Here is a 25,768-nt window from a genome sequence, read left to right as displayed (position 1 = left end):
TTTATTTTGCTTTTAATTGTGGAATTCCGTATTTGACCATACTGTATGCATTGAAGTATTTCCTAAATTCTGTATGGCTGATTAAAACCTTATTTTTACTGCTAAATTCAGTAAATATATAATTAGTAAACAAATCTAAATCCTCTATCTTGAATTCTTTAATGTGTTTACAAATATATAACATTTTTGGTCTTACTTTTAATGTGGAATTAAATATTGATAATGGGGTATTAAATTGGGAAAGTTCTTTTGAATTTGCAATACCGATTTTTTGTTCAGTTATAGTTTCTATGAAATCGGCAAGATTATTATAGGCATCAATTCTTTTCTTTATTTTATTTAATTCTTTTTCAGGAAGATCCACGGATATGTTTTCTTTATTCAATATGTCAATATATCTTTTTATTGGTATTGGGTTGTTTTTTGGTATTCCGGAAACAAATTTTAGAGCAATTTCTAATGGCATATCATTAAGTGCGTTGAAATATGAATATATATAGTCATAGTAATCTGGCATTTTATATAGGTATCTTCTATCACCAAATGCCACTATAAGGTCTTTAGTTTTTAATTCTGACGGTAGATCATCAATGTTGACAAAACTTGTTAGCACACTGCCTAATTTGCCACTCTGTCCTTTAGTGTCAATTATTTGTTTAAATGCTGATTGATACTTTGAAATTTCATATGGAGAGAACCCCTGATTTATTTCAGAAATCATATTGTATATTTTATTGAAATTATCAGTTTCTAATTTTGTGTAGTGTATTCTTAATTCTGGAATTTCTGCAATTGATTCTTTAATTGAACTTTGGTTAGGTTTATAACTAACGACACCTATTCGACTAGCTGCTTTGTCTATATCAAATGGCATGTTCTCAGAATAATCTGTTAAAAGTTTAAGAATATTTTCATCCGTTAGTGAGTAACCAAAGAATATAATTGGAGATTCTGTTAATTTTGTTAAAATTTTTGCATTTACTAGTACAGAGGTTTTTCTTGTTGAGTCGTAGTCTTTACTTGTTATGACTATACTGTTTGGATCTTTTACCGAACCATGAATTTTATATAATTCCCCCCACTCAATGGAAGGTTCAAACAAGCCGCTATTCCCTACATTTACTTTTACTGCTCCGTTCATTCTTTCTTCGATAAATGTATCGTAGTTGGTAGTAACTATTTGCCTAGCTTTTCCAAGCATTTTAGAAAATGACTCAATTTCCTGTTTTGCATCGTCGCTATCTTTTAAAATTGATGATTGTATTTTATTTGCTATTAGTGTTTTATAAGGAGATTTCTTCATATTGTGGGCAGTTTCAAGGGTTAATCCTGAAATAGACAGTTTTTCAGAGAAGAAGGCATCATTTATTTCTTTTTCTAACTGATCCGATATGCTTGTGTAAATATTAAAATCAGTTGGATCTTTTAAGGATGTTTGTAAACTATAATATTTGTTGAAATACGCATTTTCATCGTTTACTTCATTCCATAATGAACGCAATAATTCTTCCCAGCTGTATGAGTTTGTAAAGTATCTTCTGGTAATGCCAGACCCAATGAATATGATAGGGTATTGGTTGTTTTTACTCATATTTTCTAAAAATCCCATTTAATTTCTCCTATAGTTTCTTTATCAGTCTATTTTATCCTATAAATAAGTTTAAGTGTATTTATAGGATTCTAAGGATAATTAAAGTATAATAGGAAAATAGTTGTTGAATAATTTGACATATTCCTTTACAATAATAGGGTTGAATAATAAGACAATACTAGAAAAGGGAGGAGGGATTTAGATGTCACAAAATACACATAAAGGCTATACAGGCCACCGCCGTCCCGTTAACGCTAAGAACGGTGAAGAACGCATGGCAAAAGCCCAAGCCGTTAAAGAATTCCTTAAGAGTCGTGAAGAAAAAGCTGCTAAGTAATTATTAGTCAGTTTGAGCCAACAGACAGTTGTCTGTTGGCTCTTTTTTTGCCATTATATGACGTTTTGCCATGTAATTTTTTAAAATTTAGAACTATTATGGACTTGAATGGAAGGTATTAACAGGGAGGTTAATATTATGAGATTCGAGCAATTAAAGCGTGAACCAAATGCAATTTTAAGAAAGAAATTATATAAATCAGGTAAAAACTGGATAGTAGCTTCGACTCTAGCTTTCGCTGGCGGAATGTTATTCTTGGGGTCTGCTCCTGGAGCGACAGTTAAGGCAGATGTAAATTTATCTGTAACTGAGAGTCAATCCGTTGCAGGCAGCTCTGATAGTAGTGCAAATGTTAAAACGGTATCTCCTAACAATAGTTCAGATACTACTAACGCGGGTAATTCCGGAGCATCTCAATTAAATAATTCGGATACAGCTAAAAATGATAATAAAGTAGCAGTGAATGCATCAGGTAATACGAATTCAAGTAGTGTTGATAATTCTAATAATGATTCGTCACAAACCACTATACCCATTCAAAAAGCTTCATCTGATCTATCAGCAACAGACCAAGCTTCAGGTCAGCAACAAGGAGTAGCGAATACAGATGGTTCTGACCCAACTTCAACTACTACTGATAATGCTGAGGGAATTGATGATCCAACTAATATTACATCGAGTAAGGAAGATGGCAATAGTAATGTTGAGTCCGGAACCGATGAAAAAGGTAGTGCTTGGTATATAAATAGTCAGGGAGTTCTACACATTGAACCTGGTACTTGGACTAATGAAGGTCCTGGTGAATTTTCAGGAGTAACTCCGTTTGGTGGATATGATTATTTTGATAAGGTCAAATCTCTTCACTTTGATGGAAAAGTAGTCGCCGGTAAAAATATCGTATCTCTATTTGATCGTATGGAAAACCTTTCAGATTTAGGCAATATGAGCGATGAATTTGATACATCTAAGACAGAGAATTTTGAATATTTATTTGACGGTACAAAAAATTTATCTAGCTATGACTTCTCGTCATTAAATATGAGTAATGCGACTGATGTTAGTCACATGTTCAGTAGTAGTGGCATCAAAAACGTTGATCTATCTGGCTTTGATTGGCCTAAGATAACTAAATATGATTATATGTTTGATGGTACTAATAACTTAGAAAAAGCTGATTTGTCCAACTTTAATTTTCATATTGCAACGATGCAAGATATGTTCTCACAGAGTAGTATTAATGAAATAACTTTAAGCAATGTTAATGTATCAAACGTACATAATATATATCAGCTATTCATGGATGATCCCAATCTTGTAAGCCTGGATTTGTCGGATCTTCAACTTCCATCAGACGTGATTGATGGTGCCTTTTTAAATAATGACAGTGGGTTAAAGAGTATAACGCTAAATCCAACAATCCCGATGAGTTCAGCAGACTTGGGATTCGATACTAATTTATATAAAGGATGGGTAAATCAAGATAAGAACTGGGCAAGCAAATATTATCCTAAAGATTATATTTACTCAAATAATGATCTAGCAGGGCTGTATACGAACGAGCCAGGAAATACTCCACCAGAAGGAAATCAAACTTGGATTGTAGTAGATAAGGACAAAGTCAACTACACAATCAATTACTTTACAAGTAAGCAAGATCCAACAAAGGATAAACCAATATCTGTTAAGAGCGGTGCTGTTGTTGATGGAACAACAGTAGATGCTTCGCAATATGTACCTGATGGCTATGTAAATCCTAATCCTTCTGAAGTAGAGTTAGATTACACTAATGGGGCAGAACAGGTGGTTAATGTTGTTGTGGATCAGTTAGTTCCATACAATTTGAATATTAATGTACACTACGAAGATGATCCTACTAAGGATAGCTCCTCAACAGCCGCATTGCAGATGAACCAGACAGATGTGACTAAAGATACTGGATTCCAATCAGATTTGGATAAATTACCTAATAGTAACAAAACCTTAGATTGGGATAAAACAACCATGAATTTAGGAAAACTAAATGGTGGAGAGGATACTGAAACAATTGCTGATATGGCTGGCTGGGATAATATTTCTAAAGATATGACCAGTCTCAAAGATATTATTAATGCTTTCATTAATTTCAATATTTCACCTGATGGTAATGGAAGTGCTTTAACCGGAATAGTTGGTGGTGATGTTCCCAACTTCGTAGACGCATATTATAAGACTTACGAAGCTCCAGCCAATAACAACCATCACAGCGGTGGAGGTTCGAGTGAACCAGAACAAGACAATAAGCCGAGTGGTGAAGCAGAAAAAATCAAGCAAACTGTTGCGACCTTTGATAATCACTCTAAAGTACAGTTATATGATTCAGAAGGCAATGCAGTAGCCAATGAATATCTCAATCCAAATACTACTTGGTACAACGATAAAAAGATGGAATTAGATGGCACAACATATTATCGTGTATCCACTAATAGATGGATCAATGCTAATGATGTTTATATTTATACAACTAAGGACACCCATGTCAGAGTTTATGACAATAATTATGGTGACATCGTTGATGCTCACGGTAAAACTTTGAACAGAGCCTTAAAACCATCGACTGATTGGTATAGTGACAGAATCGTTGAAATCAATGGTGACAAGTATTATCGTGTATCAACTAACGAGTTTGTTAAGGCAGATAATGTCTATGATTACGATTATGATTCGCCAGTCATTACTACCAACAAAGTAACTCCTGTTTATGATGAACGTGGAAACGTTACGACAACCAGTTTGCCTGCCGATTCATCGTACAAGACGGATATATACCAAGTTATCAATGGTGAAAACTATTATCGTATTGCTACAAATGAATTTGTTAAAGCCAGTGATATTAATCTATAAGCACTAAAAAAGCTATGATCAACCGATCATAGCTTTTGCTTTATTCTGCTTGTAATTTGGTATAAACGTCGCTAGGCATATCTTTTTTGAATACTTCTTTGTAAGTATAAACGTATGCACCTTTAGTCGTTACCTCTAAGAAGTGGCCTTGTTTCAACTTTCCCATACCAGTGAATTGAATTGGATGTTCATTACCATCCTTATCGTAACTAGTTAGTTGGTAATCATAATTACCATAACCATCTTCATCTTTACCCTTAGCATTGTCAATCTTAACGTAGCGGGCTTCTTTCTTAACTAAGAAATTGTATTGTCCTAATGCCTGTGAAAATTGATCTGTACGATCTTTTGTATATGCGCATGCACCAACGTATGCCAATCCTATAATAGTAACTGATAACAACAAAAACTTTAGTAGACTTCTCATTTATCCTTACCTCCTGAGAAATATACTAAAGTTTTTTTGGTTAATTCTACATTTGTTTCACTTACATTCTTCTTACAAAATCGTAAGCTACTTAATTCCCCACCAATCGAAGTTGATTGTATAGTCTACGATCTTGTTGAAAATATCAGCAATAATGTTTAGCATTATCAACACCTCCAACATATATTTAACTTCTTTACAAGTCTATTATACCGCGTGCTGAAAGCGATAACACTAATTTACTTTTGATAATGATCTTTTATCCCCAAACTTCTTCTTGAATGGATTTTACTAATGCCAACTTAGCCCATTCTTGTTGTTCGGTTAAGACATTTCCTTCTTCAGTTGAAGCAAATCCGCATTGTGTGGAGAGCCATAATCTGTCTAATGGGAGGTATTTGCTGGCTTCATTAATACGATCGATGATGACTTGTCGGTCTTCGAGTTCACCCTTTTTAGATGTGATTAATCCAAGTACGACTCGTTTGTTATCAGATACTTTAGCAAGGGGCTCGAAGTTACCAGCACGATTAGAATCGTATTCTAGGAAGTATGTGTCAACATTTTCTTTTGCAAATACTGTATCTGCTACGGGACCGTATCCACCGGCAAAAGCAAAGTCTGAATGGTAATTTCCACGACAAATGTGTGTATTAATAGTTAAGTCCTCTGGCAAGTCTTTGATAGCACCGTTATTTAATTCTAATAGGATATCTTGGATACCTGAATTGGCATATGCTTTGCCATCTGGAGTTGCTAGGAACTTATCATCTAGGAATAATCCCCATGAACAATCGTCAAGTTGAATGACACGTGCTCCTTCATCATAGAAGGCCAGAATAGCTTCATGATAAGCTTTTTCGATATCAGCGTATAATTCTTCATCAGTATCGTAAAATTCTTTTATTTTGTCAGCATTGCTTCCACGAATCAATTCAATGTACAACTGAGCGGGTGCAGGAATAGTTTGTTTAGGTTCAACATTCGTACCGTCAGTCAATGATTTCAAGAATTTGAAATGTTGGATGAATGGGTGAGTATCCTTATCAAATTTGATTTTACCAGAAAGGATTGCTGTATCATCACGCGTTTCTTCATGAGCAAAGTTATAACCTTCACCGTAATGAATATGTGTGATACCTTCGAATCCCCAGAAGAAATCTAAATGCCAATATGAACGTCTGAATTCACCATCAGTTACGTAATCTAATCCTGCATTAATCTCTTTATTTACTAAATCTTTGATTGATTCATTTTCAATTGTGGTTAAAGTTGCTTGATCGATATTGCCGGCAGCGAAGTCCTTACGAGCTTGCTTTAGTACATCTGGTCGTAGGAAACTTCCTACATGTTGAAATCCAATTTTTGTTTGTGTTTTTGTCATAATATTTTCCTCCGTATAACTTTATTTAATCCAAAAAAAATCGTCCCTACATACACAGAATTACTCTGCGATGTAGGGACGATTACCGTGGTACCACCCTAATTCGTATTTTGATCACTCAAAATACCTCAACGACACTAACATGTCCGGGATGATATCGCATCCTTGCGTACCTTTGGCTTTCACCTAGGTAAGACTCCAAGCTCATCTTCAGTTAAGTTTTCGTTCCGCCTTTTCACTATCCAGCGGTCACTATTCAAACTACTCATTAACTTACTATTCTCTTCAACGTCTAATTGGATTAAATAAGTTTTAATTATTTGATTGGTGAATAAGTTACACCTTGTTTATTTCGTTGTCAAATGTTTTTTCTATTTATTTTGTGTTAACGATATTTTTTGTAACTTCACCGTTAAGCAATTTAACTTGTGTATCCATAGCTTCATATACCATGTTATGAACAGCTCTTTCAGTATAGAAAGCAGTATGAGGTGTGATAATAACATTTTTACGGTTTGCTAGATTCTTGAATTTTTTGTTAGGAATGGCATCAAAACTACCGAAGTCTTTTTGGAAAATACCATTTTCATGATCAAGAACATCTAAGCCAGCACCGGCAATCTTTCCGGAGTCTAGTCCAGCAATCAAGGCATCAGTATCAACTAAACCACCACGAGCACAGTTAATGATGTATGATCCTTGTTTCATCTTAGAAATAGCATCTGCATCGATCATATGGTAATCCTTAGGTGCTAGAGGTGTATGAATAGAAATGATGTCAGATTGTTCTAACAATTCATCTAATGAATCGACATATATTCCCAAGTTCTCTAGTGCTGGATTAGGGTCAATATCATATGCGATAACTTTGGCCCCGTAACCAAATTGCATGATACGAGCAAAGACACTACCAATGTGTCCAGTACCAATGACACCAACAGTTTTACCGGAAATTTCAGTACCGATAGTAGGTGACCACTTAAGATTACCAGCGCGGAATTTAGCATCGAATTCTGGCACGCGACGAAGCAAGCGACCTACTAAGAAGGAAGCGTGTTCGGCGATAGCATTGGGTGAGTATACAGGAACGTTAGTCAGTGTGAATCCAAAGTCGTTAAGGTCCTTAAAGTCAAAACCATCAACTCCGACATTTCTTACTGATAATTTGCTGATACCATAGTCATGCAACTTCTTAAGCGCCTCACGAGCATATGGCTCACGTTGAACGGCACAGACACCGTCATATCCCTTAGCGAGTTCTGCGTTATCAGGTGTTAAGATGTCGTTAGTAAAACCAACTTCAACATCCGGGTTTTCTGCCATCCAATTTTTTAGAGGTTCTTCTTCGTCGCCACCGCGAACGCCAAATACGTAAATCTTCATAAATAAATCCTTCTTTCTGTGAAATACATTAGAAAATTAATATTTTCTAATAAACTGTGTTATTAAGTGTAACGCAAATTCCACAAAATAAAAGGGGCAAATAGTCAAATCATGAAAAAATGAAAAATTATGATATTCTTTAGGGAGTAGGGATGGAGGAGTTAAATGGTGACAAAAAAATATTCATTACCACAATTGTTAGGTTTCGCTATTATGATTATTACAAATGGTGCCGCGATTTTGACCGTTGTTCACACGTATCAAAACTCACCGCTATTGGCTCTTACGTCTAGAAGTTTAATTATGTCAGCAATTGGTCTAGTTATGTTTGTCGGATATTCGTTAATTCAATTGTTGATTTATTTTTCAATTAAGAAATTGAATCAAAACGGCTATGTTTGGTCAATTATTTTAATACTAGTTGGTTTTTGGAATTACTTATATTTTATCCCTGCAGTTTGGACGTTGATATTAGATTTTTACAAGAGAATAAAAGATTACAAAAATAGACCCGCCTCATGAGAGGTAGGTCTATTGATTTGCAATTATTTAGATGTATCAATTAAATTGTCAGGTGTCTTACCATCGATCAAAGCCTTATTGGAATCAAAGGAAACGGTTATCATATTGTGAACCGCTGTTTCTGTATAGAAGGCATTGTGAGGTGTGATGATTACGTTGATACGTTCAGCCAAGTTCTTGATCTTAGGATTTGGTAGGTTATCTATACTACCCCATTTTTGTCCAAAGACAGAGTTTTCATCGTCTAGAACATCCAATCCAGCACCACCAATTTTGCCACTATCTAAGCCGGCAATTAGGGCATCAGTATCAATCAATTCACCACGAGCACAGTTAACAATTAGAACACCATCTTTCATTTGAGAGATAGCTTCGTTATTGATCATATATTTATTACTGTCAAATAATGGTACGTGTAATGTGATTATATCTGATTGCTTGTAAAGTTCTTCGAGACTATCAACATATAATCCTTGTTTTTCTATGTCATCGTTATGGTATACATCATAGGCAACAACTTTTGCGCCGAATCCTTGTAATATCTTAATTACAACTCGACCAATATGGCCAGTTCCAATTACACCAACAGTTTGTTCACGGTACTCTCTACCAATAGTAGGAGCCCAAGTGAAGTCGCCATTATCAAATTTTGCATCTACTTCAGGTACACGACGTAGCAATCTACCCATCAGAAGAACAGTATGTTCCGCAATAGCATTAGGTGAGTAGACAGGAACGTTTGTTAATTTCATACCGAAGTCATTTAAATCCTTGAAGTCAAAATTATCGAAACCTACATTACGAATAGAAATGGATTTGATGCCATATTCTGACAACTGTTTCAAAGCCTCACGTTCATATGGAGTTGTCTGCAATGTAACAACCCCGTTAGAACCTTCTGCTAATTTAGCTGTTTCAGTTGTCAATGTATCACCGGTATAACCGACTTCCACACCAGGATGAGCAGATTCCCACTTCTTCAATGATGACAGTTCATCGTCACGAATTCCGTAAGCAAAAATTTTCATAATTCAATGATCTCCTTAGTATTAATTAGTCTCCATCAGTATCATATCTATTTAATATGTAGATAGCAAAAACAACGATTACCGCACCGATTATCTCAGGCAAGTTGACGCTATATGATAAGAAAATGACACTTAATAAAAGAGTCGTGAACGGTTGTACAGCATCAGTAATACTGATTGTTGCTGCTGTAGTGTATTTAGTACTGAAAACCATTAGTAAAAAGGCAAGAACATTACTTAACAATATAACCGTTATAACGCCAATCAAACTCTTAGTTGAAAGATGTGGTGGATTTATCCAAACTGGTGTAAAGATGTTTGAGAATAATCCTGCAACTAACATACCCCAACCAGTAACCAATAATCCATTGTGCTTAGCAATCAATTGTTGTGGAATAATAATATAAAGTGCGGCAGTTATACCACCACCGATACCCCAAAGTACTGAGACAAATGGGATAGCTAGATGAGAAATATCACCACGAGTAATTAGTAAGACGACCCCAATAAGAGCTAATGCAAATGATATAACGTCGATACGCAGAACCTTCTTATGTGTGAAGACAACCGCACCAACCATAATAAATAGTGGTGATAGATATTGTAGAATTGTAGCGGTTGAAGAGTTCCCGGTTTGAATTGCATAGAAAAATGTATACATATTGGCAAATAGTCCGAATATTGAAAAGGCAATTAATGTCAATGTATCCTTCCATGATTTAAAGATTGAAAAGAATTCTTTTTTGGGTAAAACAAAAAATGCAATTATTAACAAAATAACACCAGCAACTAGGGTTCTAGTCCCAACGAACCACATAGCGGGGATATTGCTGTCCTTAGCAACGATTTGTTGGACCGCGCCAGAAACACCCCAAATAACTGATGCAAGGAAAGCTAAGAGAAATCCTTTATGCAGGGTTTTCTTAGTCATTTTCTTACTTTCATCCATAATTTTCCTCCTAAAACGAGCTTAAGCTCTATATAAAAAACACTGATAGAGATATTATACAGTTTAGTAAATGAGATTGCTTAAAAAAAACACCTGAGATAGAAAACTATCTCAGGCGTTATGAAACGATTAAAGGTTCTTATCCATGTTAAATGTGAGTTTTGAAAGGTTGATACCCTTTGTATAAAGTTGACCAAATAACTTGTGAGTTTTATCAGCCATTTCTTTAACAACTTTTTGGTTTCTAGTAGTTAGGAATTCAACTAATTCTTCACCAGTATAATTTTTCGCTAATTTATCAGTTTCAGCAACACTCATACGTAGATCTTGGCGAACTTCTGTAAGGAAGTCAATGTCGTCTTGAATGAAGTCAGTATAGTGAGACTCAACTAGTACTGATAATGCATTATACATCCAGTAAGCATCTTTGAAGTTGAACTCTAATGACGCATCATTGTAACTGGCATCTGTATCGTTCATGTTTGTGTAGAATGGAATATATGGTGTGTATGTTGGGAATCCAATACATAACCACATAATTGCAGCGAATTCTTCAGGCACGTCATTTCTGATTTGTAGAACGTGTGAGTTTTGTGTTCTGTTCAAACCAATTGGACGATAACGATACTTATCAGCATCAGAAGCATCAGGGCTGAATGGATCGAATGGTGTTTCGTTGTAATGTGAACCAAGAACATATTCAATATCATCAACTGAGATCTTGTGATCTGTCTTCATAATGAATGGTAATTCACCATCTTCTGGATCTTGTTCTATTTCAGGATTGAAGAATTTTTGACCGAACCAAACACGTGGTGTGTTGTAGTGGCGATCCTTCATGTTATCCGTACCAAAAATGTGACGGAAGTTAAATCCAGTTTTGTCAGTATTTAAGTGATTTGATTCAACAAATTCTTGAATTCCGTCTGACCACAAGAATTGTGAAGGGTCATTGAAGTCTACTTGTTGGATTGATACACGGTTAGCACATACGGCATAACTGTCATCAGGGATACGTTGTGCAACCCAATGATGACCAGTAACAATTTCCATATACCAAACATCGTCACTTTCACTAAATAGGACAGAATTACCTGCGGGTGAACCATACTTAGCAATTAATTCTCCAGTACGTTTAACGGCACCTTTAGCTGAATCAACATAAGGTAGGACCATACGTACAATAACATCTTCGTCCATACCATCTTTTACGAGTGGGTCAAATGCTAAAGCACGTTCGTTACCATAAGTACTTTCAGTAGCAGACATGGCAACGTTAGCGCCGTTAATACCACTTTCGTCGTAATAGCCAAATTGCTTGTAGTCTACGTTAGGAACTGCAGGCCACTTGTAGCCATTTTCAGGAACTTCGGCTTCAAATCCGTTAAGCCATGACTTAACTTTGCGGCCTTTTTCTCCTTCAACAGCAGGGTTAAGTACAAAACTGTGTGGTGCAACTGCAAAGAATGTATCGTCATTTCTTGCAATCATAGTTGATCCATCTAAACTGGCGTTTTTACCAACCAAGATAGTTGTACAAGCGTCATCCAAATGATTTTTCTTCATTATTGTGAATTCCTCCTATTTAATACTGATTTATATTTTATCATATTTGAAAACGGTTATCATTTACATAGTTATTCCATTTAATTCCGAATTAGTGATATAATTTTTATTGTTAAGTAACTAAAGTTACGATAAATTGCGAACTTTATTATTCTTTATGAATATAATTGTTCGTTAATATTAGACTATTTTCATTATATTATTGGGGAAGGTGCAACATGGATTTAAAAACACTCAAAACCGAGGGTTCTTTTTTAAAGAATTTGTTACTTGGTTTTCAACACTTGCTGGCCATGTATTCAGGGGATATTTTAATTCCTATATTGATTGGTGCGGCATTAGGCTTTAATTCTACTCAAATGACTTATTTAATTTCAGTAGATATTTTTATGTGTGGGGTTGCTACTTTACTCCAAATTAAGAGAACACCATTAACTGGTATTGGATTGCCAGTTGTTCTTGGATCTGCGGTTGAGTATGTAACGCCGCTACAAAACATTGGACACCATTTTGGAATTGCTTATATGTATGGTGGTATTATTGCTGCCGGAATATTTATCTTGTTGATTTCAAAAATGTTCGCTAAGTTAAAAAGATTCTTTCCGCCGGTAGTCACTGGTTCTTTGATTACTTTGATTGGATTTACTTTGATTCCGGTTGCTTTTCAAAATATTGGTGGTGGAGATGCCACTGCTAAGAGTTTTGGTGATCCAACGGATTTAATGTTAGGTTTTTCTACAGCACTTATTATTTTAGTTATTAGTATTTGGGGTCGAGGATTCGTTAAACAAATTGCTGTTTTGATTGGTATTGTTGTTGGATCACTAGCTGCAATTGCAATGGGTACAATAGGCTTTGCTAGTGTTCATAATGCTCACTGGTTCCAATTACCAATTCCGTTTTATTTTGCGACACCTAAGTTTGAATGGTCTTCAATTTTAATTATGTTATTAGCTTCATTAACTTGTATGATAGAATCCACCGGTGTTTATTATGCCTTATCAGAAATTACTGGTCGTGATTTGAATGAGAAGAATCTGCAACATGGCTATGCTTCAGAAGGATTAGCCGCTATATTGGGTGGTATTTTTAATACTTTCCCATATTCAACTTTTTCACAAAATGTTGCCATTGTACAATTATCAGGAATTAAGAAGAATAAACCGGTATACTTCTCAGCATTTCTTCTAATATTATTGGGATTGATCCCTAAGGTAGGAGCAATTGCTACATTGATTCCCACTTCAGTTCTGGGTGGTGCCATGTTAATTATGTTTGGTACTGTCGGTGCTTCAGGTGTAAAGATGCTATCTAAAGTTGAGATGAACAACGAAAATATGCTTATCATGGCTGTCGCTATTGGTTTAGGATTAGGTGTTACCGTTCAACCAACTTTGTTACATTTCTTACCATCAACATTGCAGACAATCTTGAATAATGGATTGGTAGTTGGTAGTTTTTCAGCTATTATTTTGAATATTGTTTTAAATCCACATGAAAAAGAGGCCTAGAGGTTTTTTTTTTTCGTTAAATTTTCGTATTTGCACCAAATCTGCATTATAGATTGTTCACATTCTGCCGATATAATTTCCCTAAATAGAGAATTACAGATAATTATTACAAATAAAATCTATTAAGGAGAATTATGAAAATGGAAATGAAATATTATTATTTAACATCAGCCATTAGGCAAATGAATACAACTTTTAATGTTGTGATTTCGACAATGAATCCTGAAGAATCTATACAGCGTTTGTTAGATGATGCTCAACATTATATTGAAATGGATTTACATGAAATTGATGATGAATTTTCAATTGAGAATAAAAATTCACTGGTTTCGAGATTTCAAAGTGGTGATCAAGATCCATTGCTTCATTCTGAACCATTTCAGCTGGTCTACGATAAGACGATTCTAGCTGAACAAATGACGCAACATTATTACAGTGCATATTTCAATGGAAAGTATGATCCTACTGGGATTATCAAAAGTTGGGCGATGGAACGAGTATTCAATAATTATTTAAAGCCACTATTGAATATGTCTGAAGATATCGAAGGTGTTTCGTTCAAAAGTGGTGACAGTATTAAGTTAGCTACTCGGCAAAACTCTGACTATCGTTGGAGTGTAAATATTAATAAACCACATGTGGATGATAATTTAACTAGCTATTATCTTCAAAATGGTTCGATTGCTACTATCGATAATTTAAATTTTGAAAAAGTTCCTCGCAGTCATATTAGTAATATGGAGCAGGTAACAATTATAAGCAATGATTTGACTGACTCAGTAGTTTGGGCGAATGCGGGTATTTCCTCTGGAACGGATATTTTTCCTGAGATGATTGTTAAATCCAATTTAACAGGAATGTTTGTTGATAAAAAGCTGGGGATTGTTAATTTCAGAGATGGGTCACTTAGTACGGATAAAAAAATATTTCTAAAATAAAAAACTCTCATTATATTTTGGGAGTTTTTAGTGTCTATAAACGATTATTAATTTTCTAAGTTCCGTCATATTTTGTTCACAAAATCCGTTTACAATGTAGTTAAGGAGTCAAGATAGACGTCCTAACTAAAAATAAAATTTAAAACTGTGAAAATAATTAAAAAAGGGAGTAATTGCTTATGACTGAATTTCTAACTAAAACAATAAATGCAATGAATATTCCTTTTATTATCCGTTTGGCATTCAATAAGACAGACGATAAAAGTGAAGATATAATGATCAACACTTATGAAAAAATGAATGCCTTCTTAGAAAAAATCGATTTAGAATATTCGCCTTTTAGAGATGATTCACTAGTTTCTCGTTTTCAACGCGGTGATAAACAGCCGTTGTTAAATTCTGAGGCGTTTAAGTCAGTTTATTCAAAGTCAGTTGTTGTTGGTGAACTTACTAATGGGTCCTTTGAAGTTTATTTCAACGGTGATCCAACCAAGTTAATTAAAAGTTGGGCAATTGAGCAATCATTCAATAGATTTATGGTCCCATTATTTGAAAATGAGAATGTAATTGGTATTTCACTAGAAGGTAGAGGTAATGCTAAATTTGCCGTTCGTCCATCGACTAATTTTGAATGGGAAATTAAAACAGTATTAAAAACTTACAAAATGAGATATGGTTCCATTTCGACTTCCAAAATAAATAGTCGGACAAAATATCTTGAAAAAGACCAAATGGATGCAATTCAAGAATTAGCTGTTGTTGGCAATTCTTTAGTTGATACTGATATTTGGGCTAATGTAGGAATTACAGCTGGAACAATGAAATTTACTAATATTATTCGTAACTTTTATTTGTCAGGGATGCTAATTGATAATCAAGAGTCTGTCATTTTTACAGAAGGTATTTTGGGCCGCCATCAAAATAAAAAAGGTCTTAACCTTGATAATATCAAAGAAAAGTGAGAAAGGTTGCTGTGATATAACTGTAAAGTTTATTAAATATGCAGCGTAAACGCGTAGAAAAATACAACTTCTGAGCATAACCACGAATACCCCCGCATTTACTTACGTAAATACGGGGGTATTCGTGGTTATGCTCAGAAGTTAAACTTGTTTTTTACGCTCTTTTTAATCGTCCCAAACTTCGACAGAGTCTTTGAATCCATCAGGATTTCCACTCCAGGCAAAGTCGCCATACCAGAGGCTACGTTTATCAGTGTCGAAACCACTGATTTCAGCGACATCTGCGTCACTTAGTTCAAAGTCATAAATATCAGCATTTTGAATAATACGTTCTTCATGGACTGATTTAGGAATTGTAATAATACCTCGTTGTAAGTCCCAACGTAAGATGACTTGAGCAACTGACTTGTGATACTTTGCGGCAATAGCCTTCAAACGTGTATCACCGAGTACAGCACCACCACCAAGTGGTGACCAAGCTTCTAGATAGATATTGTGTTTGTCACAAAAGTCCTTGATATCCTCTTCTTGGCAAAGTGGATGAAATTCCATTTGGTTAACTGCTGGTTTGATAGATGCATGTAAGATGACATCTTTCATTTTAGCAATATTGAAGTTGGATACACCAATTGCACGTGCCTTACCGTCACGATAGATTTTTTCAAGTGCATGCCATGTATCTAAGTACTTGCCATTAACTGGCCAGTGGATCAATAGTAGATCAACATAGTTTGTTTGCAGACGCTTTAGTTGACCTTCAAAGTTTTCAAGAGTTGATTCATAACCTTGATCACCGTTAAATATTTTTGTAGTTAGAAAAATATCTTCACGTTTCATGTTATTGTCGGCAAGAGCTTTTTGTAACCCTTCACCAACACCTTTTTCGTTACCATATTGTTTAGCAGTATCAATAGCTTTATATCCATGCTTGATAGCCCATTGAACTGATTGAGATGCACCAGAATTATTTACCTTCCAAACACCTAATCCTAATTGTGTCATTTCAACGCCATTGTTAAGAGTTACTGTCGAGTCTAATTTTAAAGTCATATGAAAACCTCCATACAAATATTCTAACGCAAAAGATTTTGTGATTCTTGTAAAACGATTCTATATTTGGTATAGTTCGAGATGTCCACGTCTATTAGGAATGATAGCTATTTCATAAATGAAAGGTATAGTCCATAATATGCAAAAAACATTCACAAGTACTAATGAGATAAAATCTGAAATAATCAATTTATCGGCAATTTTGAATTTGCCTAAAGGAACTGAAGCGTTCATCAGCGATATTCACGGAGAATATGACGAGTTCGCACACATTTTGCGGAACGGATCGGGTAATACTAAACAAAAGATTGGTGAGTTATTCACTGGACGGTTGACCGAGGAGAGCCAAAAAAAGTTAGCCTTTTTAATCTATTACCCTTCTGAAATATTGAAGCAGACTAAGAAGAATATCAAAACAAAACCAGAGCTATGTCAATGGTACATGACAACCTTTAATAATTTGATTGAAATGTTGCGTTATACAGCAAATAAATATACACGTTCAAAAGTTAGAAAGGCCATCAAACCAGACTTTGTCTACATTACTGAAGAATTATTATATGCTGATACAGTAGATGCAACGAAACACCAATACTACCGTGAGGTAATGGACAATATAATCAGTTTGGATATGGCAGATGCTTTCATTATTTCCACTTGTCATACGATTCAACGTCTTGTTGTTGATCATTTACACATTATTGGCGATGTCTATGATCGTGGTCCACATCCAGATTATATTATTGAACACTTGATGAAACGTTGGGGGAGTCTTGATTTTCAGTGGGGAAATCATGATATTCTCTGGATCGGTAGTGCTGCTGGCTCAAAATTGTGTATGGCTAATCTTGTTAGGATCAGCGCACGATATGATAATTTGGATATTTTAAGTGATTCGTATGGAATTGATTTTGAGAAGCTAGAAAAATTTGCGTTAAAAAACTATCAACCTTTGGACTCTTTCAAACCAAAGTCAGATACAGGTACAAAAATCTCTTCTAAGTTAGAAAAACGTAATAATTGTGTGCAACAAGCCATGTCAATCATGCAGTTTAAGCTGGAAGGACAGGCTATTAAGCGCAATCCAGACTTTAATATGGAATCACGTATGTTATTGGATAAATTAAGTGACGACAGAAAAAAAGTTACTATTAATGGTAATCAGTATGATATTACTGATGGTTGTTTCCAATTAGTGGACCCAGAAGATCCATACGAGTTAACTAAAGAAGAACAGCGAATCCTAGATAATTTGATTCAGCAGTTCATCGCTTCACCAAAACTTCGTTATCACATGGGATACATGTTAAATAATGGGTCAATGTACCTTCGTTATAACGGTAACTTGTTGCTTCATGGCTGTGTGCCAGTGGATGAGAATGGCGAAATGTTGAGTTTGAAATTAGGCGACAAGGAGTATTCTGGTAAGAATTTATTTGATTTCTTCGAAGTAACTCTGAAGAATGCCTTTCAAAAGCCGCAAGTTGAAGAATGTTTTAATTCCGATATTCTTTGGTACCTTTGGACGGGTAAGCTATCTCCATTATTTGGTAAAGAAGCTATGACAACCTTTGAGCGTTACTTTGTAGATAACAAAGAGTTACAACATGAGAAGAAGAATCCTTACTATTCTCTTCGTAAAGAGGAGTGGTTTGCGGACAAATTGCTGAAGGAATTTGATTTAGATACCAAGCAAGGACACATTATTAATGGACATACACCAGTTAAGATTGGACATACGCCTATTATGGCAAATGGTAAGATTTTTGTGATCGATGGGGGGATGTCTAAGCCATATCACAAAACCACAGGAATAGGTGGATATACGTTGCTGTCTAATTCATATGGATTACAGCTAGTTACCCATGAGCCGTTTACTACTCGTAAAAGAGCAATCGAAGATATGACTGATGTTGTTTCAACTAAGCGCGTGATTGAACAATCTGTTAAACGTAAGACAGTTGCTGATACAGATATTGGCGAGAAAATAAAAAAGCAGATAGAAGTTCTATCTGCTCGTTTGAAACATTGATTATTCTGATAAGGCTTTTTTAGGTAAGATAAGGTTCAAGACAATACCAACGATAGTAGCAACACCGATACCTGTAAATTGGAATGTTCCAATCTTCAAGTATGCATTACCAATACCAATAACTAGAATTACTGACGCAATCATAAGATTGTGTTTTTTATTGAAATCGACTTTGTTATCAACTAGAATTCTTAAACCACTTGATGCAATAACACCAAATAATACGAAACTGATACCACCGATAACTGGTCCAGGAATAGTTTGAATCAAAGCACTCAACTTTCCAACGAACCCAAATAGTGCAGCGAATACGGCGGCACCAACGATGACATAGACACTGAAGATCTTATTAACAGCCATAACACCGATATTTTCACCGTATGATGTTATAGGTGGACCACCGACTAAACCAGCGAAGATTGATGCTGTACCATCACCAGCAAGTGTTCTGTGAAGTCCAGGGTTCTTAAAGAAGTTTCTGTGTGTTAATTCATCAAGTACCATAATGTGTCCAAGATGCTCAGCCATGGTTACGAAGGCAATTGGTGCGAAACTCAATATGGCGTCCCAATAAATCTTCTTAGGTGTGTAGCTGATGAATGGAAATTCAAATTGTGGTAATTGTAGCCAAGGTGTTGATGCAACTTTTGAAAAGTCCACAATACCAAAGGCTATTGAAATAATGTATCCACAGACGATTCCAAGCAAGATAGCAATGTTGCTCCAGAATCCTTTGAAGTACATGTTGAATAAGACAGTTAAGAATAAAGTAATCATTGAAATAATAAAGAATTTTAAGTCGTAATGTCCATTATTCATCATGGCGTTGTCGGCAGCAGATCCTGCTACAGATAGTCCAATAACGATGATAATTGGTCCAACTACGATTGGAGGTAAAGCTTTGTCAATCCAATCTGATCCCGCAAATGCGACAATCAAAGCAACAACGAGGTAAACTAGACCGACGGCAATAGTACCTTGTGCAACTCCGGCATATCCAGCAGTTTTCATTAGGGCAACACTAGGAACGATGAAAGAAAAACTGGAACTCATATAGGCAGGTATTCTACCTTTGGTGATTAAAATATGTAAAATGGTACCAATACCGGAACTGAATAGCGCAATACCAGGATCCAATCCAATTAACAATGGTACAAGGACTGTTGCTCCAAACATTGAGAATAGGTGCTGTAAAGATAAGAGCCACCAGCTACCCAAAGGTGGCTTTTCGTATAAATCGATAACCGCTTCCGGGTTTCTATACGATTTGTCGTTTGCATCCATGATACTTTTTCCCCCGATTTTTTTATTAGAGAGTGGAGAAAGACGGGAGATTCTGAGCACTGCCTAAGATAGTGTAGGTGGCGCGAAGCGACGCATTCACTATCTGTAGCAGGCGCAGGAATCTGTCTTTCGGAACTCGTTTTCGAAAACGAGCTGCGGCAGGCAAACCTCTGCGCTTACTACAACTAATGGCTTCACCACTGCGTGGCAAATCCATTAGTCTAGGTAATGCTCAAGGTTTAAACGCCCGCCTCCGCTCTCTGCAAAAAAAAATAGTCCTCTATCCCGTGTTCATGCGAAATAAAAGACTTAACGTGTTACCTTTTTAGCCTCACGGGACCAATGTTTAAAGGACTATTTGATTTTCTTAATCATAATAGAGTTGAAATGCATTGTCAATAATGAAATACTTAAAGACATGAACGTAAAGCGCTGACAAGAGGAGAGAATTTTTATACTATGGTTGAATTGTACATTGTAAGACACGGAGAAACTGATACTAATTATGAAGGCCGTATCAACGGTATGTCGACTGATAAACCCTTAAATGACAACGGAATTAAACAAGTTGAAGAGCTTGAGAAGCACATTGATGTTCATATGTTTGATGAGGTCTACACAAGCCCGATGAAACGTGCTGTGCAAACTGCTGAAATTTTAAACCAAGGAATTCACGAAGTAAAAGAAGATAAAAGACTTTACGAAGCTGACTATGGTAGTTGGGACGGCTTGACTGAAGATGAATTAAAAGTTAAATATCCAGAAGTATTTGATGAGAATGATTATTTGCTTCCCAACTATACTAAGTATTGTAAAGATGGCGAAGAGTACGAAGATGTTTATAAACGAGTTGAAGATTTTATGAACGATATGGGCAAAAAAGGTGACGAAAAAATTATGGTTGTCTGTCACGGTTTTGTTAGTCGCTCATTCTTAAAGGTTGTAACTGGTGCTGAGAATGTTTCAGCAATCATTCAACCAGATAATGCGGGAGTATCTAAATATACTATTTCTAAGTCTGGAAATAAGTATTTGAATTACTACGGAAGAAAGAACAACATAGATTAGACGATATTTTAAATTGAGGTGTAATTTTGGCTTTAACAAATAAGGTTCCTGAACATGATGTCCGAAAAGTATTTAATTCTATTGCGACTGATTACGACAAGATGAATTCGATTATGAGCTTAGGTACGCACAATAAATGGCGTATCAAAGCGACTGACATGATTAATAATCATCCTAAGCGTATTTTGGACTTATGTTGTGGGACTGCTGATTGGACAATCTTATTAGGTAAGAAGTTTCCTTTAGCGATGGTTTCAGGTATGGATTTTAGTCAAGAAATGCTCAAGATTGGTCAGAGCAAGGTTGCAAAGTCCGGATTAGAGAATGTTGAATTACTGGCTGGCGACGCAATGAATCTCACATTTTTAGATAATAGCTTTGATGTTGTTACAATCGGATTTGGTTTGCGTAACGTTCCTGACGCTAATGCCGTACTTAAAGAAATCTACCGAGTGTTAAAACCAGGCGGACAGATTGTTTGTTTAGAGGCATATAAAGTGGAAACACCAGTAGTTAGATTAGGTTGGAAAGTTTATTTTGACAAGCTAATGCCTATGATGGGAAAATTATTTGCTTCTAAGAAAAATGAATATCAATATTTAGATGATTCTGTTAACAAGTTTGTTAGTATCACCCAATTGGTAGAAATGTATCGTAAGGCTGGCTTTGAAAATGTCAGGGTTAAAAATCTGATGCTAAAATCGGCAGCAATTCATTTTGGAGAAAAAAAGTAGGACTGACGTCCTACTTTTTGTTTGCGCTGATGTTATGGCTCAAGAACCATGCTGGAATTACCGCCAAAATAGTAACGATTACAGTGACAACGAATGCACTCTGATAAGCGGAATTTAAATGAGACAATGTCATTGTTTGACCAGTCATTTGTTTCTGAATCCAAGTTGCTAACAAAGCAGTTCCAAATGCACCACCGATATTTTGCAACATTCTTGATGCTGTAGTAGCTTCAGAAATCAATTCGATAGGGACACCTGAATAAGAATCTGACATGATTGGAATCGTCATGCCTCCTTGAGCAATACCACGGACGAATAATGTTAGTAAAATGATCCATGTATCTGTATTGGCATTAAAAAATGCGAATGGTAAGGTACCAATAAGTGCGATCAAAATTGATACCAAGACTACCCAGCGAGCACCTATTTGATCAGTTAATTTTCCAATTTGGCTACGAGAAATTAACAATCCGACTCCTTGGGAGATTAGGTATACTCCTGACATCATAACGCTGAGTCCACGGATATTTTGTAAGTATAGTGGGAGGATAAACATAGCTCCGTTAATGGTCAACCCAGACATCAATAGAAGGATGCTAGATGCGGTAAAACTAGGAAAGCTGAATAATTTAAGACTTACTAGTGCTTTTTTAGGAAAGTATTTTGCATAAAATACATAACCAACTATTAAGACGATACCAATTAGTATTGGTACTAGTACGTCAGAGTTAAGTACTTTGCTACTAGTACTTAGTTTGGTGACACCTAGTATTAGTGTCGTGAATGATCCTCCTAATAGGAAGATGCTTGTCCAATCGAATGCCTTTTTTGCTTGAGTTGGTTCAAATGGGGGCATCATGAAGTACAGTAAGGCAATTGAGGCTAATGCGATAGGGATGTTAATGTAAAATATCCAGTGCCAGTTGAGTGCTTTGATTATGAAGCCACCAAATGTTGGCCCTAGAATAGGTGCTAAAATAGCTGGTAAACCTACAATTGCCATGATACTGCCAAGCCCTTGTGTACCAGTAGCACGAACTATTAGAGTAGTTAATATTGAAATAATTATACCTGCGCCTGCACCTTGAATAATTCGTCCAAGTATTAATAGATTAATGCTTGTGGATATTCCCGAAATAATTGATCCAAAAAGGAATAGTGATAAAGCTATTAAATAAATCTTTTTGCCGCTATAATGATCTACCATCCATCCAGCAATGGGAACGACTATTCCTAGTGCTAAAATATAACTTGTGGTAACCCATTGTACCATATTTACAGAACTATTAAGATCTTTCATAATTGTGTTTATGGCAACGTTAGTCATGGTTGTGTCTAACATTGGTGCAATTGCACCGGCTACAAGTATAATAGCAATCTTTACCACTGATGCATGACTATTAGATGATTCGTTATTTTTAATATTTTGAAATTGCATTTTAAACATCTCCAAGTTTTTGTTAAATAGGATACTGTAGTTTCTTATTTGACTTGTGACTTGAATAGTATACCCTGGTATCTTAAAATGCAAGTATAGGAGTGAATAAATTTGTCGAAAATTGAAACTAATCATCCAAAACGCCGTCGTGGCGCTGATTTGGAGAATGCCGTTTTGTCTTCTGCATGGCAATTATTAAATGAAGTTGGTTATCACGATCTCACTATGGCAGCAATTGCTAAAAAAGCTAATGCAGCCAAACCGGTGTTGTATCGTAGATGGCCTGATAAATCTAGCTTGGCAGCCAGTGCAATTCTTAAATTTGGACCTAAATTAGATGTAAAGATTCCAGATACTGGCTCTTTAAGAGAAGATTTGATAGATTTTTTTGGTCAATTAATCAAAATATTTGATATATTTGGAACTGAAAAGTTAAATGGGTTAGTTACTGATAGATTGAAATCCATTCCAATGGAAAAATTATTTGAAACGTCTAATTCTGACAATAAATTACAAAAGTCCGTTGAAGAAATCTTAAAAAATGCCGAAAAGCGAGGAGAATTGGTTTTTAAAAACTTATCTCCAAGAGTCTTGCACTTACCAAGTGTGTTGTTTATCAATGAAGTTGTTAGTCAAGAATCCGTCACAATGGCTGTTATTACTGATATTGTGGACGAAATACTTTTACCGGTTTTTACAGCAAATAGTTGATAAATGTGTTTAAGCAAATTTTGATCAGTCTTTTATCGATCGGTAGTATACTCTAATTGTCCCCAGATAAGGACACTAATATATTTTAAAATCTCTCAACAACAAATGACCTCTTATCTTTTGATAAGAGGCTTTTTAATTGATTGGTTAAAATTTGACAAGTAAAAAAACACCACTCAGATGTTTTCTTAGAGGTCTAAATCTTCTTTTTTATTTTGATTCTTAAACGTCAGTTTTATCAGTACTTTTATACGTTACTTTTAGAGGTAACTCACTTTTTAAAGTGGAATATTTTTTTAAATTTTAGTTTTCTATAACTCTATTTATCCATTGGCTTAATACAGAACGTCTAATCCAGTTATTATGAGCGTTGTTTTACTACCAAAGTGAGAGAATTTTATGTAGGCCGCTACTTATTTTGACACTATAATTTTTAATCGTTTCTCTTAAGGACGTAGAGATATGTTTAGAATAACGGAACGATGTGGATAATACTAATTGTTCAAATGATCTATTGCATAATCAGCTTGTTCTTGAGTAAATTTACCACCATCTGGAGATGATAGCTGTTGTCTAATGTCTTCAATAGACATATTCATTTCTTTTTGATATGTCTTAGCAGATTCTAGTGCATTTTTATTATAATCTGCGTTTAAATTATCAACTGCATATTGCGCTGCTTCTGCTGGAAATTTACCACCATCTGGGGAAGAAAGCTGATCATATATATCTTGTCTGGACATGTACATCATATCAGAGTATTCCTTGGCTTGAACTAATGCATTGGAATATTCAGTAGGTACTTTCGGTGTTGTGTCTTTGGTATTGTTATCATTAGCATTTGTAGTAGAAGAATTATTTTTTTTCATTCCCTTAGCTAATTCTTTATCTGTCAAAGTTAGAGGTTTTACCACTAATGTCTTCGATTTTTTTACACCATTCAAATACACAGTAAGTCTGTATTTACCAGCATAGTATAGCGTCAATTCCTCATCGCCAGAGCTAGCTTTACTGGTTCCCATTTTGGTATCACTATCAAGGTCGGTTACACTATATTTATTTCCCTTATTCGTATGGAAATAAAATTTGGCTTCGATTTTCTTGCTTAAGGTTGCTGTGGAATTATCAACCTTAAGAAATAACTTTTCATCATTGTTATTAAAAGATTTAATAAAGGAAAATAGAATATAAATGGTAAATATTATTAATACCCAAAACCACCATTTTTTATAAAGTTGCTTTTTTTGTTGTTTTCTCTTTCTATGCATTTCGGATCTAGAATGATATCCCTCATTATTCATAATATATTCCCCCTGTAATTAAATTATATCAAAGTAAGAAAACGGTACCAGATGCAATTAATATGCCATTTCATTCTCTGAAATTAAAATTACCGACGATGTCGCAATCGCTAGTAACGAATTTGTTACCTCTTTATTACTTCTAACATCTACTATTTTTTCTATATACTAATAACATAATACCGATAGAATATGGAACTAGTAGTTATATGAAAACAAATCACTTTTAGGCACAAAAAAATCGCAAGTTTATTCAACTCACGATAAATCACGTTCCCACGTTATATTTATTTTGGTGACTCACATTTTTGAAGTTTATTGAAATTCAGTGAAATTCTAAACATGAAAAGTACCGCTATACCGGCATTTTGAAACCTTACAAAAATAAAAAGACACCCTGGGGAGGGGTGTCTTTTAATGTTTTTAGGGGATTAAATATATGTTATAGGGGGGATGAGGTGAAAGGCTTACGTCTCTCATCTACAACTAATAATATACAGGGAAAGTGTGAATCATTTGTTTTCTAAATGTGAAGAAAGTGTGAACTTTTTCAAAATTAGCTTTTTTACTTGATATAAATTCTAAAATATCAACGTCGTAAGCTAACAATATCAAAATATCAAACTAATACTAGTAAAAAATGATAATTAGGTAATTATTCTTATATAGAAC

The 25,768-nt window shown here is 35.2% G+C and carries 21 protein-coding genes; 10 read left to right on the top strand and 11 right to left on the bottom strand.

The features are described from left to right. Position 1: 1 nt before the first annotated feature. Positions 2-1,609, bottom strand: coding sequence for an SIR2 family protein (locus EKM79_RS01185; RefSeq protein WP_125565309.1), 1,608 nt, complete (start codon positions 1,607-1,609; stop codon positions 2-4). Positions 1,610-1,793: 184 nt separating this feature from the next. On the opposite strand from EKM79_RS01185, the gene EKM79_RS12440 reads away from it, so the two are divergent. After that, positions 1,794-1,928, top strand: coding sequence for a hypothetical protein (locus EKM79_RS12440; RefSeq protein WP_281273190.1), 135 nt, complete (start codon positions 1,794-1,796; stop codon positions 1,926-1,928). A gap of 138 nt (positions 1,929-2,066) precedes the next feature. Next, positions 2,067-4,808: an SLAP domain-containing protein gene (locus tag EKM79_RS01180; protein WP_164505966.1), complete on the top strand. Its 2,742-nt coding sequence runs from the start codon at positions 2,067-2,069 to the stop codon at positions 4,806-4,808. Between the two features lie 40 nt (positions 4,809-4,848). On the opposite strand, the gene EKM79_RS01175 is transcribed toward EKM79_RS01180, so the two are convergent. From EKM79_RS01175 to EKM79_RS01165, 3 genes are all read right to left on the bottom strand, one after another. Further along, positions 4,849-5,235: a YxeA family protein gene (locus tag EKM79_RS01175; protein ID WP_125565307.1), complete on the bottom strand. Its 387-nt coding sequence runs from the start codon at positions 5,233-5,235 to the stop codon at positions 4,849-4,851. 259 nt (positions 5,236-5,494) lie between these two features. Next, positions 5,495-6,622, bottom strand: a complete 1,128-nt coding sequence (locus EKM79_RS01170; RefSeq protein ID WP_125565306.1) for a 5-methyltetrahydropteroyltriglutamate--homocysteine S-methyltransferase — start codon at positions 6,620-6,622, stop codon at positions 5,495-5,497. A 372-nt stretch (positions 6,623-6,994) separates the two neighbouring features. Next, positions 6,995-8,002, bottom strand: a complete 1,008-nt coding sequence (locus EKM79_RS01165) for a D-2-hydroxyacid dehydrogenase (protein ID WP_125565305.1) — start codon at positions 8,000-8,002, stop codon at positions 6,995-6,997. A gap of 165 nt (positions 8,003-8,167) precedes the next feature. Here EKM79_RS01165 and EKM79_RS01160 point away from each other — a divergent pair, with 165 nt between their 5' ends. Beyond that, a complete protein-coding gene (locus EKM79_RS01160; protein ID WP_125565304.1) occupies positions 8,168-8,524 on the top strand; it encodes a hypothetical protein in 357 nt (118 codons plus the stop codon). Between the two features lie 23 nt (positions 8,525-8,547). On the opposite strand, the gene EKM79_RS01155 is transcribed toward EKM79_RS01160, so the two are convergent. The 3 genes from EKM79_RS01155 to EKM79_RS01145 form a co-directional block, all read right to left on the bottom strand. Next, a complete protein-coding gene (locus EKM79_RS01155; protein ID WP_125565303.1) occupies positions 8,548-9,552 on the bottom strand; it encodes a D-2-hydroxyacid dehydrogenase in 1,005 nt (334 codons plus the stop codon). A gap of 25 nt (positions 9,553-9,577) precedes the next feature. Then, positions 9,578-10,501 carry a DMT family transporter gene (locus tag EKM79_RS01150; protein ID WP_125565302.1) on the bottom strand — a complete coding sequence of 308 codons (924 nt, stop codon included), beginning with the start codon at positions 10,499-10,501 and terminating at the stop codon, positions 9,578-9,580. Between the two features lie 129 nt (positions 10,502-10,630). Beyond that, positions 10,631-12,067: a C69 family dipeptidase gene (locus EKM79_RS01145; RefSeq protein ID WP_125565301.1), complete on the bottom strand. Its 1,437-nt coding sequence runs from the start codon at positions 12,065-12,067 to the stop codon at positions 10,631-10,633. A gap of 218 nt (positions 12,068-12,285) precedes the next feature. On the opposite strand from EKM79_RS01145, the gene EKM79_RS01140 reads away from it, so the two are divergent. The 3 genes from EKM79_RS01140 (at position 12,286) to EKM79_RS01130 (ending at position 15,478) form a co-directional block, all read left to right on the top strand. After that, a complete protein-coding gene (locus tag EKM79_RS01140; protein ID WP_125565300.1) occupies positions 12,286-13,578 on the top strand; it encodes a nucleobase:cation symporter-2 family protein in 1,293 nt (430 codons plus the stop codon). Between the two features lie 140 nt (positions 13,579-13,718). Further along, on the top strand, positions 13,719-14,516 hold the full coding sequence (locus EKM79_RS01135) for a hypothetical protein (protein ID WP_125565299.1): 798 nt from the start codon (positions 13,719-13,721) through the stop codon (positions 14,514-14,516). 179 nt (positions 14,517-14,695) lie between these two features. After that, the gene (locus tag EKM79_RS01130; RefSeq protein ID WP_125565298.1) at positions 14,696-15,478 is read left to right on the top strand and encodes a hypothetical protein; all 783 of its coding nucleotides are present in this window, start codon (positions 14,696-14,698) and stop codon (positions 15,476-15,478) included. Between the two features lie 165 nt (positions 15,479-15,643). Here the strand turns inward: EKM79_RS01130 and EKM79_RS01125 are convergent, their stop codons facing one another. After that, positions 15,644-16,528 (bottom strand): aldo/keto reductase, encoded by an 885-nt coding sequence (locus tag EKM79_RS01125; protein ID WP_125565297.1) that lies wholly within the window; start codon positions 16,526-16,528, stop codon positions 15,644-15,646. Between the two features lie 139 nt (positions 16,529-16,667). On the opposite strand from EKM79_RS01125, the gene EKM79_RS01120 reads away from it, so the two are divergent. Beyond that, on the top strand, positions 16,668-18,560 hold the full coding sequence (locus tag EKM79_RS01120; RefSeq protein WP_164505965.1) for a fructose-1,6-bisphosphatase: 1,893 nt from the start codon (positions 16,668-16,670) through the stop codon (positions 18,558-18,560). On the opposite strand, the gene EKM79_RS01115 is transcribed toward EKM79_RS01120, so the two are convergent. After that, complete coding sequence (locus EKM79_RS01115) at positions 18,561-19,844, bottom strand: solute carrier family 23 protein (RefSeq protein ID WP_125565295.1); 1,284 nt, start codon at positions 19,842-19,844, stop codon at positions 18,561-18,563. Between the two features lie 459 nt (positions 19,845-20,303). Here EKM79_RS01115 and EKM79_RS01110 point away from each other — a divergent pair, with 459 nt between their 5' ends. Both EKM79_RS01110 and EKM79_RS01105 read left to right on the top strand, forming a co-directional pair. Then, the gene (locus EKM79_RS01110; protein WP_125565294.1) at positions 20,304-20,912 is read left to right on the top strand and encodes a histidine phosphatase family protein; all 609 of its coding nucleotides are present in this window, start codon (positions 20,304-20,306) and stop codon (positions 20,910-20,912) included. A gap of 26 nt (positions 20,913-20,938) precedes the next feature. Beyond that, positions 20,939-21,646 carry a demethylmenaquinone methyltransferase gene (locus EKM79_RS01105; protein ID WP_125565293.1) on the top strand — a complete coding sequence of 236 codons (708 nt, stop codon included), beginning with the start codon at positions 20,939-20,941 and terminating at the stop codon, positions 21,644-21,646. 10 nt (positions 21,647-21,656) lie between these two features. Here the strand turns inward: EKM79_RS01105 and EKM79_RS01100 are convergent, their stop codons facing one another. Next, positions 21,657-23,084, bottom strand: a complete 1,428-nt coding sequence (locus EKM79_RS01100; RefSeq protein WP_125565292.1) for an MDR family MFS transporter — start codon at positions 23,082-23,084, stop codon at positions 21,657-21,659. A 111-nt stretch (positions 23,085-23,195) separates the two neighbouring features. Here EKM79_RS01100 and EKM79_RS01095 point away from each other — a divergent pair, with 111 nt between their 5' ends. Beyond that, positions 23,196-23,795, top strand: coding sequence for a TetR/AcrR family transcriptional regulator (locus EKM79_RS01095; protein ID WP_125565291.1), 600 nt, complete (start codon positions 23,196-23,198; stop codon positions 23,793-23,795). 494 nt (positions 23,796-24,289) lie between these two features. Here EKM79_RS01095 and EKM79_RS01090 read toward each other — a convergent pair whose 3' ends face one another. Beyond that, the gene (locus tag EKM79_RS01090; protein ID WP_246005588.1) at positions 24,290-25,096 is read right to left on the bottom strand and encodes an Ltp family lipoprotein; all 807 of its coding nucleotides are present in this window, start codon (positions 25,094-25,096) and stop codon (positions 24,290-24,292) included. Positions 25,097-25,768: the final 672 nt, after the last annotated feature.

The organism is Companilactobacillus insicii, assembly GCF_003946015.1.
Taxonomy (GTDB): Bacteria; Bacillota; Bacilli; order Lactobacillales; family Lactobacillaceae; genus Companilactobacillus; species Companilactobacillus insicii.
Note: the sequence above shows the minus strand (reverse complement) of the source record. Positions and strands in the feature narration are given on the sequence as shown.